Source organism: Haloarcula pelagica, assembly GCF_030127105.1.
In the GTDB taxonomy this organism is placed as follows: Archaea; Halobacteriota; Halobacteria; order Halobacteriales; family Haloarculaceae; genus Haloarcula; species Haloarcula pelagica.
This window is the reverse complement of sequence record NZ_CP126163.1, coordinates 146602-159716: the sequence shown is the minus strand read 5'-3', so window position 1 is coordinate 159716 and position 13115 is coordinate 146602. Positions and strand designations below refer to the sequence as shown.

21 protein-coding genes are annotated in these 13115 nt (G+C 61.4%); all 21 read left to right on the top strand.

The window, feature by feature from the left end; all coding sequences use genetic code 11:
- The first annotated feature begins 89 nt into the window (after positions 1 to 89).
- The 21 genes from P1L40_RS21965 to P1L40_RS21870 all read left to right on the top strand — a co-directional run bounded on the left by P1L40_RS21965 (position 90) and on the right by P1L40_RS21870 (position 12848).
- Entirely contained in the window at positions 90 to 1043 is a 954-nt protein-coding gene (locus tag P1L40_RS21965) for an ArdC-like ssDNA-binding domain-containing protein (protein ID WP_284011595.1), read from the top strand.
- Between the two features lie 233 nt (positions 1044 to 1276).
- Positions 1277 to 1798 (top strand): winged helix-turn-helix domain-containing protein, encoded by a 522-nt coding sequence (locus tag P1L40_RS21960; protein WP_284011594.1) that lies wholly within the window; start codon positions 1277 to 1279, stop codon positions 1796 to 1798.
- A gap of 3 nt (positions 1799 to 1801) precedes the next feature.
- Complete coding sequence (locus tag P1L40_RS21955; RefSeq protein WP_284011593.1) at positions 1802 to 2245, top strand: toxin-antitoxin system TumE family protein; 444 nt, start codon at positions 1802 to 1804, stop codon at positions 2243 to 2245.
- An 81-nt stretch (positions 2246 to 2326) separates the two neighbouring features.
- Positions 2327 to 3274 (top strand): DUF6610 family protein, encoded by a 948-nt coding sequence (locus tag P1L40_RS21950; RefSeq protein WP_284011592.1) that lies wholly within the window; start codon positions 2327 to 2329, stop codon positions 3272 to 3274.
- A gap of 19 nt (positions 3275 to 3293) precedes the next feature.
- A complete protein-coding gene (locus tag P1L40_RS21945) occupies positions 3294 to 4139 on the top strand; it encodes a DUF6884 domain-containing protein (RefSeq protein WP_284011591.1) in 846 nt (281 codons plus the stop codon).
- A 148-nt stretch (positions 4140 to 4287) separates the two neighbouring features.
- Positions 4288 to 4788, top strand: a complete 501-nt coding sequence (locus tag P1L40_RS21940) for a hypothetical protein (protein WP_284011590.1) — start codon at positions 4288 to 4290, stop codon at positions 4786 to 4788.
- An 82-nt stretch (positions 4789 to 4870) separates the two neighbouring features.
- Entirely contained in the window at positions 4871 to 5545 is a 675-nt protein-coding gene (locus tag P1L40_RS21935) for a hypothetical protein (RefSeq protein ID WP_284011589.1), read from the top strand.
- A 39-nt stretch (positions 5546 to 5584) separates the two neighbouring features.
- Positions 5585 to 6340, top strand: a complete 756-nt coding sequence (locus tag P1L40_RS21930; RefSeq protein ID WP_284011588.1) for a hypothetical protein — start codon at positions 5585 to 5587, stop codon at positions 6338 to 6340.
- Entirely contained in the window at positions 6337 to 6591 is a 255-nt protein-coding gene (locus tag P1L40_RS23770) for a hypothetical protein (RefSeq protein ID WP_465260817.1), read from the top strand. Before P1L40_RS21930 ends, P1L40_RS23770 begins: the two co-directional genes overlap by 4 nt.
- A gap of 81 nt (positions 6592 to 6672) precedes the next feature.
- Positions 6673 to 6969 carry a hypothetical protein gene (locus tag P1L40_RS21925; protein ID WP_284011587.1) on the top strand — a complete coding sequence of 99 codons (297 nt, stop codon included), beginning with the start codon at positions 6673 to 6675 and terminating at the stop codon, positions 6967 to 6969.
- Between the two features lie 48 nt (positions 6970 to 7017).
- On the top strand, positions 7018 to 7320 hold the full coding sequence (locus P1L40_RS21920; protein ID WP_284011586.1) for a hypothetical protein: 303 nt from the start codon (positions 7018 to 7020) through the stop codon (positions 7318 to 7320).
- Positions 7317 to 7622: a hypothetical protein gene (locus tag P1L40_RS21915; protein WP_284011585.1), complete on the top strand. Its 306-nt coding sequence runs from the start codon at positions 7317 to 7319 to the stop codon at positions 7620 to 7622. The genes P1L40_RS21920 and P1L40_RS21915 overlap by 4 nt, the downstream gene beginning before the upstream one ends.
- Positions 7619 to 7858 (top strand): DUF8129 domain-containing protein, encoded by a 240-nt coding sequence (locus P1L40_RS21910; protein WP_284011584.1) that lies wholly within the window; start codon positions 7619 to 7621, stop codon positions 7856 to 7858. Before P1L40_RS21915 ends, P1L40_RS21910 begins: the two co-directional genes overlap by 4 nt.
- A 58-nt stretch (positions 7859 to 7916) precedes the next feature.
- Positions 7917 to 8585: an SWIM zinc finger family protein gene (locus P1L40_RS21905; RefSeq protein ID WP_284011583.1), complete on the top strand. Its 669-nt coding sequence runs from the start codon at positions 7917 to 7919 to the stop codon at positions 8583 to 8585.
- 68 nt (positions 8586 to 8653) lie between these two features.
- Complete coding sequence (locus tag P1L40_RS21900) at positions 8654 to 8875, top strand: DUF7557 family protein (protein WP_284011582.1); 222 nt, start codon at positions 8654 to 8656, stop codon at positions 8873 to 8875.
- A gap of 2 nt (positions 8876 to 8877) precedes the next feature.
- Positions 8878 to 9297, top strand: coding sequence for a type II toxin-antitoxin system VapC family toxin (locus tag P1L40_RS21895; RefSeq protein ID WP_284011581.1), 420 nt, complete (start codon positions 8878 to 8880; stop codon positions 9295 to 9297).
- Positions 9298 to 9388: 91 nt separating this feature from the next.
- Entirely contained in the window at positions 9389 to 10288 is a 900-nt protein-coding gene (locus tag P1L40_RS21890; protein ID WP_284011580.1) for a transcription initiation factor IIB, read from the top strand.
- A 45-nt stretch (positions 10289 to 10333) separates the two neighbouring features.
- Entirely contained in the window at positions 10334 to 11326 is a 993-nt protein-coding gene (locus P1L40_RS21885; protein ID WP_284011578.1) for a DUF7983 family protein, read from the top strand.
- Positions 11327 to 11436: 110 nt separating this feature from the next.
- Positions 11437 to 11838, top strand: coding sequence for a response regulator (locus P1L40_RS21880; RefSeq protein WP_284011577.1), 402 nt, complete (start codon positions 11437 to 11439; stop codon positions 11836 to 11838).
- A gap of 258 nt (positions 11839 to 12096) precedes the next feature.
- Complete coding sequence (locus P1L40_RS21875) at positions 12097 to 12543, top strand: DUF8030 family protein (protein ID WP_284011576.1); 447 nt, start codon at positions 12097 to 12099, stop codon at positions 12541 to 12543.
- Positions 12540 to 12848, top strand: a complete 309-nt coding sequence (locus P1L40_RS21870; protein WP_284011575.1) for a hypothetical protein — start codon at positions 12540 to 12542, stop codon at positions 12846 to 12848. Before P1L40_RS21875 ends, P1L40_RS21870 begins: the two co-directional genes overlap by 4 nt.
- The last annotated feature ends 267 nt before the right edge of the window (positions 12849 to 13115 follow it).

Below are 13115 nucleotides of genomic sequence, written 5' to 3'. Positions count from 1 at the left end.
TGACTCAGCATCTATTCAACAGAGCAGGATTTTCTGCCCCCCAGGGGAGGTGAGGGGTCGTGCCCGAGAGCGCGATCCGACACAGACCGATGTCGACGATACAGAGCAACCTCCCCGACCAGGAGCACAGCCAGCAGACCACTACCTTCGACGATTCGGACAGCCGTGCCGACGACATGCGCGAGCGCCTCAACGGGTGGGTTGAGGACCTCGCTGATCTCACCGACGAGGCCCAGGCCAGCGAGCAGTTCCAGCGCTGGCTGGACGTCCAATCGAAGTTCCATGACTACTCGGCGCGGAACACGCTGCTGATCAAGATGCAGTGTCCCGAGGCGACCCGCGTCGCGGGGTACAACACCTGGAAAAACGGGTTCAACCGCTACGTCCAGGAAGGCGAGTCGGCCATCTGGATCTGGGCACCCATCGTCACCAACAAGTGTCCCAAGTGCGGGAACTCGCCGTCCTACCACGAGAACACTGACTGTGACTACGACGAGACCGAGCCCGACGAGTGGCCCCGCGGACTGGTTGGATTCCGGCCAGCCAGCGTCTTCGACATCTCCCAGACCGACGGCGAGCCACTCCCGGAACTGGAGACCGAGACCCACGGCGACCCGGCTGGACTCGTCGAGGACCTCCTGGCTGCGACCGACGAGATCGGCATCGACGCACAGCTCGTCGACTCCGACGAGTGGGACCATGGGGCGGCAAAGGGCGTCTGTTCGCGCCGGAGCGTGACGACGACCAATCCCGTGGTCGAGGTGAAGCACCAGGACAACCGGGCCGCGGTCGCGAGCATGCTGATCCACGAGTTCGCCCACGCCAAGCTCCACTTCGACGTCGAGGACGAGACGGAGCGGGCAAAGCGTGAGGTCGAAGCCGAGGCCGTCGCCTACATCGTCAGTCGACACTTCGGACTGGACCCCGACAACTCGGCGTTCTATCTGGCGGCCTGGGACGGGGAGGCAGCCGAGACGCTACGGGACCGGCTGGACCGGATCTCCTCGACAGCAGCGGATCTCATCGATGTAGTCGAGGGATAGTGCCGATCGAATACGAGAAACGGACGGAAAGAGTCGTGTCGGCTAAAAATCCGGCCTAAAAGGAGATCTGGTAACCAGATCAGGGCCATCCACTCTCGCTCGAAAGTCGTTCTAGCGTAAGTTATATTTGCACCTCAAAGAATATCTTATGTAGGCATGGCGGATCTCCCACGATATCGGATTCAACATCGACAACCGATCCGGCGCCACCGCAAACGAGACAGGGCAAACGCATGAATTTCGATCCAACCGAGAAATACGACGACGTAAATGAGGCGGCGGTTAGTGACTGGAAGGACGAAACAACGACGCGAGAACGAATCAAGGTCGTAATCACGCGAACGACTGAGCCAACGCCGGCGTCCGAGATAGCCGAGAAAGCCAGAGCGAGCCAGCCAGTGGTTCGTGATGAACTCAAGGAGCTCACTGACATCGGGCTCGTCGAGACAATTGACAGTGGGCAGGGCGCGCTGTACAAGCGCAACGATCAGATGTATATCTATCAGCAGGTGTTGGAGCTGCACGATGCGTACTCGGAAGCAGAACTGGTCGAGACATTGCAGGATCTGAAACAGACAGTCAACGAGATCAGAACCAAACATGACGTCGAGTCACCTGCGGAACTCGCACAACAGCTTGACCCGGATGATCATGACGGTTGGGAGGACCATAAGACGTGGCAAACGGCTCAGAAGAATCTCTACCTCGCGAAAGCAGCGATCAGCTTCTACGATGCTGAAAAAGTGGTTGTCTGACTAATGACGTATATCGCAGGGAATACGGGGCCGATCGACTACGAGGCACTCCAACGAATCCGAGATATCTTTCTCAAGAGCGAACCACTGGTGACTCATCACGACCTCAGTGGTCGGCTCGACCCGCAACCGGAACTGAATATTACGGTCGGCGAGGGCTTTGGCGCTAGCCCGTCCGGGAGGTTCGACATTGTCTGGACGGAACGTGACTGCTACAACTTCCATTACACCGAACCAGATGGCATCGACTTTCGCTTCGATCGCCATCCGGAACCGAACGTCACAGAGAAGCATTTCCACGAACCACCGGATGCGAGCACGAGAGTTCCCTCGTGTATCGAGGTCGAAGCGGTCGAAGTTGTTACCCGAGCCGTGTTGAAATGCTGGCGAACAGCGCTGGAACGTGACGACCCCACGCTTGTCAATACCCGCTCGAATCCACCCTAACGCACCTTTCTATAACCAGTAGGGTGAGTTTTGTGGCGCGCTGGCCAGCTGGGCGCGCCCGATAGTGGCGCGCGATACTCGATGTCCTCCGAAGCAATCCACTCCTGGTCAGCGACGGCTATCGGCGACGCACAGCGCGCAGACTACATCGGATTCCTCCATCGCGAACCCTTCGTGATCGACGCCTATGCACGGGGGTTCGCCGTCGGCGTCCGCGAGGACTACTCCTACCAGTCCTCGCTCCGGAACGTCGACGTCCCGGTCGAGATCCTCGACAACGACTTTCGTAATCCCGACCTTGACCGGTACATCCAGCGGTTCGAGGCCCACGAGCCGTCGGTCGGGATACTCGGCGATGCATACGACCGCCAGGAGGCCAGACGGTACAACGAGGCCGCACGGGAGCTGACACGGAAGTTTCCGGGTACAGAGGTCATTATCGTCCCGAAGTGCCGGGTAGCCATCGACGTGATCGACGAGGACATCGTACTGGGCTACCCACTGGGATACTCGGATCAGACCGCCGACGAGTATACGGATATCGTGGACTGGCGCGGGCGGCGGGTGCATCTCTTGGGTGCGAGTCCGCCCAAACAGTACGAGGCCATCGAGGCGCTCACACAGCCGCGTGTGACCGGCGAGGAGCCAGCCGATATCGTCGGGCTTGACTGGAACGGAATCCACTTGGCGGCGCTGCACGGTGAGTATTTCACGCCGCATGGATATGCCGCCGCCGACCACCTCTCGATCCGGGAGACGGTTCGCGAGAGTCTGGAGTGGATCAAGCGATTCTGGCAGGACAAGGGCGTCTGGCCCAGCTGCGGAGACACTCGGAGTCCGCTGGAGACCGAGCCGATGGACCCAGTGTGGGCCGTCGACGGTCGGCGGGCGACCGCCGAAGCTCTGGAGGACGCCATTGTCGTCGAGTACGAGAACGGCGAGACACTCGCCTTCCGCGATCAGCACGAACGAGAGCGAATCGAGTACCGGGAGGGGCTGACGCCGAAGGCGGATTTTCTGACTCCCTGACGGGGTGAGGGAGTTGAGAATGACCACCACGCAGACCGAGCGAACCCGCGGCCGCTTCGTACTCATCGGTTGCGGCGACGCAAAAACCGACGATCCAGCCGACGCTCGCAACCTCTACACGTCCTCGTATTTCGCCGTCAAGCGCAAGTACGCTGAGGCCGCCGTCCAGTGGGCGCGAACGGCCGATCGACGAGCAAACGCCTGGGGTGTCCTCTCCGCCGAACACGGCGTGTTGCTGCCCCGCCAGACGGTCGACCCCTACGATACCACGATTGAGGCCCTCCGCAGAGAACCGATCGAAGGGGAGCTGAACTACGAACTCCCGTCAGGGGACCGAGTCGAAACCCGTCTCGATCAGTGGGCGCTTCGTGTCCACTCGGCTCTCGGCGATTGGCTTCGCCGCCCGTTCGCCGCCGATCAACAGGAGTCGCCCTGCCGGGAGTTGGTCGTACTGGCTGGCAGCGACTACGTCGACGCGCTTCGCGAGCGCGGGATCTTCGACGAGCGGCCAACCGCGATTCGGACCGGTCGCGAGACGTACCGAGCGCTCCCGCCGAAGGCGACTGTCCGGTTCCCCTTCCAGGAGCGAGATTTCGACGGAATGTTCGAGCAGATGGCGTGGCTCTCCGACCGGGCCGAGGCCCTCGATGCAGCCGCCACGCCCGCCAGAGAATCGGAGCTCTCAGCCTTCGACGGGGGCTTCGAGCGGGAACGTGCCACGTGGCAAACAGACCACAGTAGCGTCGACGTCGACGGCACCGAGCAGGCAGGCCTGGACGCATTCGAAGACGTCCCCGATAGGTTCCGTGCCACGAGGCAGACGAGTCTTGCCACTGACGGCGGGGAGGGAGGCCAAGATGTGTAGCTCACGAACTCGTCAGATCGAACGGGCAGCGGACGTCCGTGTCGGCACACCGCTCGATCGAGAGACGATTCGGACCACCGAGACTGGGTTCCTGGCCGTCTGTGCTGACCATCACTGTAGCTGGCAGGGCTTGTTCCCGAGTCGGGAAATGGCCAGCCAAGCAGTCGAGACACACGTCGAGCGAGCCCGGCGGTCGCCGGATTACGACTACCACTTTGGCAGCCAGTACCCCTTCGTCGTCGAGTTGCTTGACGACACGACGGCACGGGTCTGCCCCGACCAGGACCTGGACCCACTGGAACCGTGGACGGCCAGCTACGACGGCCAGAAGCTCACCCGAGCGGAGTGCGGGCGGCCACCTCTCGACGAGGAACTCCATCGCGGGGACCTCCTCGAGTGCCATGGCCCTGGCGACGGCATGGTCCTCCAGGTCACCCGCACCCGATCGTTCGGCCTGCCCGCGTTCAGCATCGTGTACGTCTCGCCGGAGGCCGAGACCAACGAAGACGGAACCTATCGGGACACAGACCACCGATACCTCAACGAGTACATCGCTCGTGACGGCGAGGCGGTTCGTGTCTCCGGCTCCGATCGGCTGTCGATCCTGGGGCAGACAGACGCACAGAGCGACCTCCGGCGCTGGGCTTAACCAACACTGGAGGGGATAATCGCGGGTTCGTTGGTTAAGACGCAGCCGACCCCCGTTTTCTGTTCCTCCAGAGGGTGAGAGGATGTCGACAGACAGTTCCACTCCGACCGAGGCAGCGACTCCTGACCAGTCCGGTGGCTTCCAGTTCACCAACCTCGCTGGCGACCACGAGATCGAGGCGGCCTACTCCTGGCGGTACGTCGACCGTATCCAATTCCGGGAGGGCGATACAGTCCGAATCGAGGATACCGACGGCTACTACGCGGAAGACGAGGAGTTCTGTTGCACCTGCGGCGAGGAGTTCGAGAGCGAAGCAGCGGCCAAAACTCACCTCCGGGAGCAGGCAGCCCAGGGGCCGCCAGTGCCCACCGCCGACGCCCCGACCCCCATCTCCTGGCAAAAAGAGGTGACCGACGAGTGTGACGGGTTCGTCCAGCTCCACCTGGGTCGTGGTCGTTCCACCGGTAAGGTCGTCGACGGACAGGAGTATCTCGTCGCCGTCTCCCGGGCAACGTACACGCCGCCAGCAGGGTTCCGGTTCGACGCCTGGGAACCCCTGGAGTCCGGGCGGCTCACGTTCCCGTCGGGCCGACCACTGTTCTCGGCGCGGTTGCTATCGCGAGCGCTCGCAACGCTCGTCGACGGCCACCGGTACACGCCTGAGCGGTACACGCTGTACTTCTTGGGCGGCGATGGGATGCTGCTGGAGGGGCCAGACAGCGCGGTTCTCGTCGCTCCGAAACAAACCTCACAGTAGCCCACACCGCGGTTTTCTGTTCCTCCAGCGGGTGAGAGGATGGCTACTCACCCACCAACGAAATCGTTCCAGCATCGTCCGTCGACGATCTCCTGTGACTGTCCGATCCACGCTGGCGGCGACCCGTTCACGGCGCCGCTCGGGGTCCGGTTCGCCGACCACGTCGACGTCGCCCCGATCGACCGGGAGACCGCAGCCGCCGTCTACCAGGCTCACCACTCCTACATGGACTCGCTGCCGTCGGTCAATCTCGCTCACCACGGGCTGTACTTCCAGGAGTCGCTCGTCGGCGCGATTACCTACCGCTACCCGCTGATCTCGAAAAAGCGAATCCGATACGGCGTCGACGGCCAGCTGAGACCCGAACCCGTCGAGATCGAGTCCTTACCACGAGGCATTCGGCCAACAGCCCGCCGGGTCCTCCCGTCGACGGACGAGCCCGTCGTCGACAGCGAGGTCGTCGCCGGCGACACGATCGTCGAGGCCGCACGGATCTGTCTGGGTGTGCGGATGCCCAATCTCGCGTCAGCAGCGCTGGCCCGCTCCCAGGAGCGATTCGTTCGCGACCACGAGGACCGTAGTATCCGATTCCTGTTGACGTGGGTCCGGGCGGATTTCGACGGCGCGATGGTGCGAGCGTTGCGAGACAAAGGCTGGACCTGTACGGGATATCGAGAGCCCGGCCAAGCGAGCAACCGCGAGGACAAGCCGATCAGAGAGCGGTACAAGTGGCGGTTTCTCTGCCCGGTCGAGCGCGTTCGCAAGCAGTCGACGCTCGAACGGTGGTCAGGATGACCGTCCAGTGTTCGACCTGCGGGCAACACTGGGAGCGCGACCCGGCGCTGGAAGTCGCCTGCCCGTCCTGTGGCGCAGACGTCGGTAGCCAGTGTCGCCGTCCAAGCGGGCATCCCTGTGCTGTCCATGCTGGGCGAGACAAGCGAGCGCTCCGCGAGGTTGCGGGCTACGAGCAGTGTCCTGGGGCGGACACACAGCAGCCCAACGCTTCCACAGAGAGGGGGCAGTCAAATATTGCTCAGTGGATATAAGGATAACTCAAACACTATTTTTATGTTATTTTCCTGTTGAAATGAGAAAATATGTTACCAGAAACTGTCAAAGAAAGTCTGGTGAGCACTCTGGAGGCGGATCGACAGGCGGCCCGGAACGTGGCTGTTCAGTGGTTCGAGGATGCGCCACACACCGATGTCGATCTCGCAAAGGGCGACGGCCAGACCACGCTTCGGTCCTGTGGGTTCACGGCAGTCTTCGAGCACGACGAGGGCGGGTACGAGTCTAAGGGAACGGCCTCGCTCAATTTCGTGTACGACGGCGAGGAGTACATTCTTCGGAGTCTCGCGGTCCCCTTCGAGCCGGTGGCCCACGCCGTCGGGGCTGAAGGGTCAGTGCGATTCCCGCCCTCGTAGGGCTAGCGCTCTCCGCCAGATTTTGTGCCCCTCCAGGGAGGTGAGAGGATGTCCCGTAACCAGTCTCGACAGAGTAGTGTGGGTGTCTCGTGTCAGAACCACTCGGCGTTCGTCGAGTCCATCGCGCAGAGCGCTCGCGAAGACGCCAGCGACCACGACCTCGAAGCGGTGGTCCTGCGGGCAGTTGCACAGCAGTCGGACACACTGTCCCTCCCGGACGTGCTGGAACTGCGGGCGGTCCTGGACGTCGACGTCGACGAAACGGCGCCGCTGGAGGTTCGCGTCGCGACGATCGTCGACGCCATCGAGGCGACGGTCGCTAGCTGGCCCCGACAGGAGGTCCCGGCATGAGCTCGGAGGGGACTGCAACGCTGGGCGATTTTGGTGCCGGTGGCCGGCGGTCGGAGGCGATGATCGACAAGGAGCAAGCGGCGATTGACGCCACTGTGGGGGAATGGGAGTTCCAGGTCCACACGAGCAACTCGATCGGCTGGCACGTTCCCGACACGACGGCGGCGCTGCTCCTTCGGTCGACGAACCAGGGCTGGGCGCTCCGGCGGGCTGGGAAACTAATCGGCTCCTGCGAGACGCTCGACGAGGGGCTTTTGTTGGCCCACAAGCACATGCAAGCGCGCCCGGAGGGTCAGCGATGAGCGACGAGCGAGACGCAATCCTCGACGAGTTGCCGCCCGAGCGGCTGTTGGACGGCGACCACCTCCAGCCGATTCTAGCCGGGATTCGCTGTATGCACTCGGTTGAGACCGTCCAGCAGTATCTCGCATACGAGAACCGGAACCAGAACAGGACGCCAGTCCAGTCCCACCTGCGGATGCGAGCGCGCGAACTTCGTCGCGATCCAGCGGATTCCCAGGAGCGAGCATCGGGCTGATTTTTTGCGCCCCAGCGGGCTGAGGGGCGCTCCAGAGAGGGCGTGCCGCCTGCTATCTATGGCTACAACCGACACTCCCACCGAGATCGACGTCGAGGAGGCTGGCCCAGACAAACGCACTGTCGCGGCGCTCACCGAGGTCATGACCGTCCTGGATTCGATCGGCCGGGCGCGGGACGCACCCGGCCTGTACCTGGTCAACTCCAGTTCTGGTTCCGAGTATCTCGTCGATACTTTCCAAGGGACCTGCGAGTGTCCCTGGTCCCAGTACAACCCCGGCCAGGAGTGCAAGCACCGCAAGCGGGTCGCCTTCGCGACCGGTGAGCGGCCGATCCCCGAGTGGATCGACGCCGACGCCCTGGACGACCAGTTCGGGATGCACGTCGACGGCGAGCCGCGCCGAGCGGTGGCCGACGGGGGCGTCGCGCAGGCTCGCGTCGACGATGGCGGCGTCACCGATCCAGCAGAGGACCTCTTCGCGGTCCACTCTGAGGACGACCCTCGCACCAAGCGGGCCAAGCGCGAGTCCATCGACGTCGCCTTCTTGGAACAGCCCGGTGTCTACGAGGTCCACTCGGCGTCGGACAGTCGCTACGAGGTCGACGTTCTCGAGGAGACGTGTACCTGTCCCGACACCGCCGATCGGTGCAAGCACCTCCGGCGTGTCGATATCGAGATCCGCGAGGGGCTGGTGCCCCGCCCCGACGGCAAGCTTCCCGACGCCTGAGCCACGTCGTTGCCGACCACAACGATGGGGGCGAAACAACTACCACGGTTTGCATACAATGTATTCGTATGAGTACATCGATTCGGATCTCAGAAGAAACGAAACAGAAGCTTGAGGCGGTGAAACGTGACGACGAAACGTTTGATGAGCTGCTTGATCGGTTAGCAGTGACGCGCACAGCTGACGATGTGGAAGCAATGGCCGGCTTTGCAGAGGAGGGCATCGAGGAGCACATGGACGAAACCCATGACAAGCTATCCGAATCACTCGAAGAAAACAGCCACCGGTGACGATGCTGTGTTTCGACAACAGCGTGGTCGCGAAATTCGCACGGCCTGATCCGGATGCTAACGTCATCGCATACCTGAAACAACACGCGAAAGAGCCGTGGGCAATTCCAGCGACGGTGTTGTTCGAGTACCTTCGCTACTATTCAACACAGAGTACCGTCAACCAGAACCACCACGCACTGAACCAACGAATCCAGCGTGTCTTACCGTTGAATGAAGCCGTTGCGGTAGAGGCGGTCCTACTGGAGCAATCTCTTTCGCAACAAGATGTCTCATTGGACCTGGCCGACCTGCTCCACGCTGCAACGGCCCGCGAAAATAGCGCGACCTTTGTCACCTGTGATGCGTCGGATTTCGACAAAGCTCCGATTCATCAGTTGCTGGACCTCGATATCGTTGAACCAGCCGACTCCGAAACGTAGGCACGCTTCCCGACACCGTAGTTCGCTTTGTTCGGTCTTGAGGTATATCCGCATTTTCTGACTCCCCTGGTGGGTAGAGGAGCGATTCTCCATGTCTTCACGTGTCCAGACACGACTCGACGCATCGACACAGATCTGTCCCGAGTGTGGCGCCAGCCTGGCCACCAGCGGCCAGGAGACCCACTGTCCGGAGTGTGGCCTGGTCGTCGACGAGCAGCCTGTCGACCACGGCCCCGAGTGGCGCTCGTTCGACGACGAGTGCAAGGGGCAGCGGACCGGCGCTCCCCGGACAGTCCTGCGCCACGACCGGGGCCTCTCGACGACCATCGGAGCTGTCGACAGGCCGGACATCTCCGCGAGTCGGCGCCGGCGGCTCTCTCGACAGCGGCGACTCCACAGCCAGTCCAAATTCGAGAGCAAGCGCGATCGGAACCTCGCGCACGGCCTCGGCGAGATCCGGCGGATGGCCAGCGCGCTCGAACAGTCCCACGCGGTCAGAGAGCGGGCCGCGACACTCTTCCAGCAGTCACAGGACGCCAACCTCCTGCACGGGCGGTCGATCGAAGGCGGTGCAGCGGCCGCCGTGTACGCCGCCGGCCGGTGCAACGGCGTCGTTCGAATGCGCGACGTGGCCGAGGTCGCTCGGTGTTCAGAAGGGCAGGCCTGGAACTGCTATCGGACGTTCCAGGCGGAACTCGAGCTCTCGATTCCGGTCGCCCTGCCCGTCGACTGGGTGCCGAAGGTCTGTTCGGACGTTCCTAGGCGGGTTCCTCGCGACGTGCAGCAGCACGCGAGCCAGCTAGCCGAGCAGGCCACTGAGTCTGCCCAGATCAACGGGAATCCGGTCGGCATCGCAACTGCCGCCGTGTACCTCGCCAGTCGGAACGCCGACCAGCGGATCACCCAGGAAACACTGAGCGAGGCCGTCGACCTCTCGACAACGACGATTCGGCTCTGGTTCGGGCGGCTCCAGACTCACATCCTCGATTAAGGACTTGGTCAGTACATCTTTGATGACGGAAGTAGTGGATTAAATATGTCGTTCAGTGTTAGCTGGCACACGCTGCTGGACGAGGCTGAAGACCTTTCAGCGGATGCGGTACTGGTGACACCACTTTCACAGACGCCGTTCCGGATCAGCGATACGCAGGAACATCGAATTATCATCGAGTACATCGAGAAAGACAAGACACGGCCACTCCAGCGCGAGCAATTCGAGACGCTGTTCCGTCGGGTTAGCGATGCGCCGGCCCAAGAGTTCGATCTTGACCGGTTGCCACCCGACGCCGAGCCGTTCGCTGCGGTTTGGTCACTGCACCCGCGCATGGAAGTCGATGAAGACGTTGGCGTCATCCGCCAGACAGACCTCGAAACGACTACACAACTGGCCACATCCGGACAGGCGGACGAAGAGACTAAGCGCGAAGAGCCGGATTTGCAGGTCTATAGCGATGCGCTCCTGCTGACCGATGCCTTGGAGCGCCACGATATGACCGACCCCACCACGATCGAAACGAACGCACTCGTGGACCTCTATACGATGCTGTCAGATGTTCAGCGTAGTGCTGACGATCTTCGTAAAGAGATCGCCGACGTTCTCTTGAGTCGGCTCCATCACGACCAACCTGTCAGTGGACAGTTCGGCTCGGTCCAACGGACGACGCGTAGCCAGCGCTCGCTCAAGGACGAGGAAACGGTGGTGAATGCGTTGGAAGCTGCCGGTATTGACCGCGAGCGTGTCACCAGTCTTGACCGCGACAAAGTCGATGATGCACTTGCGGTAACCGAGCTTGCAGAATCGGACCTCTACGAACTCGACACGACCGAGTACGTCCGGAAAGCCAATGTTGACGAGGAGTCCAAGGAAACACGGCTGCAAGGACTGAAAGATCGGATCGCGGCTAGCGATGCTACTGACGATGAGGTAGAGCAGTTACAAGCCGAGATTACCGAGCTTGAAGACCGTATCGAGGAACTCACATCGTTCACATCCGCTACTTCCTATCACACCTCTTCAACCGGAGGGTAGTCGTTCGTGACCCGGCTCAACTGGTGATGCTGGACTGCTCGGTGTTTGGATGATCCGGTACCTACACAGTAAGGCAACGTTGGTACACTTACTAGCATTAATTTAGACACATGGCAGCTACAGGTGATGAGAACAGTGCTGATGGCCAGACCCCAACAGTGCTGATAATTGACGATGAGCCTGATATCCGCAATCTGTACACCCTCCACCTCCGGCCGGACTACACCGTGAAAACCGCTGCCAACGGGGACGTTGCGCCCGAAATGGTTGCCGAGACAGTCGATCTGGTATTCTGTGACCGGCGGATGCCCCAGGTCTCCGGTGACGAGTTTCTTCAGCGGCTCCGCGACCACGGCGTGGATGTCCCAGTCGTGTATATCTCTGCGATCGATGTGCCCGACGAGTCCGACCAAGACAATCAAGGGTATCTCGAAAAACCGATTACTGGAGAGACATTGCGGGAAACCGCTGAACGATACATCAAGCAGGGTGACGCAGTGGCCGCCGATTGAGTCTCATAGTCTGTCACCCGCTCCAGGTTCTCACCATTCGGCTCAACAATGTTTCGCACTGGCCGAGTATCTGAAAACCGTGGCTAATTTATGTCAGATTGGGTGAGTTATTTACCTTTCTATAGTGTGAAATAAGATTTTGAGATTTTTCCTATCGTACTGTCAGAGTAAAGTGGCTGTCAGACCGACGCGACAGCGATTTTCTGCGCCCCCAGCGGGGTGAGGGGCGGTCCAGAGAGAGCGCCCCGACACAGAACCATGTCTATCAACAGCCAGGCTGACGGAGTCGCACAGCCAGCAAGCGAACCCGCTGATCTCGTCGTCGACGAGGTCGATGCACCAGCCCACCACGATCCCTGGAGTTCCCTCGAAGCGAAGGTCCCGACGCTACGGTCGCCAACGGAGGTCGCCGCCTTCGTCGAGTGCGTCATGGTTGAGCTTCGCCACGAGCCTGTGGCCGCTCGATACCGCACCAAAGAGACCCAGGGCGGCGTCGAGACGATCTGGTGTCGCACCGAGCACACTGGACTGGCCGTCGACGTCGAGTACGTCCAGCTCCGGGACGACCCCCGGAACGGCGTCGATATCGAGCCCTGCTCGCGAGCAACGGTCCGCGAGGCGCTCTGTGAGTGTCTCGATCACGAGGAACTCGGTCGCGTCGACGTCCAGCCACTGGCCGCCATCACCCTGTGGGACCAGTCATGAACGAGTTCCAAGCCTTCGCACTGGTTGGCGGCCTTGCGAGTGTGCTCGTCGGAATCACGCTGGAGACCATGCTGTCTCGACGAGCGGATGTCTCCGCGCCGCTCGCTGGTGCAGCGACCGTGGTGTTCTCCTCAGCGGGTGTCGGGCTGGCACTGTCGCCCCTGCTGGTCGCGACGATGCGAACGGGGACTCTCTTCGGCTACGGCGCCGGGCTCGTCTCGTTCCTGCTGCTAGGAGTCGTCATGTTCCGGATTATCGAGGCCATCCGCGGCGCCGCACAGGCCCGAGCGCTCCCGGACCACTAACGCTCTGGGGTCGGAAGTTCAACTGTATTATTCCCGCAGAGATCCTTGTGGAGACAGCTAAACCTGAGCCACCAACTCTCTGAAACGCCGAGAGGATCTATTAATAGATATTGCGTTACCCCCGCTGAGACCCAGTTTCTATTAATAGATACGCCGTGGGGTGCAGAGTGTGTCCCGTCCCACCCCACTCGAGATATATGTTAATCCATGTTCAGTGATTCTGCATTCACTAGATCCAAATCGTTCCCAAACCTGCGGAAGGTGTGA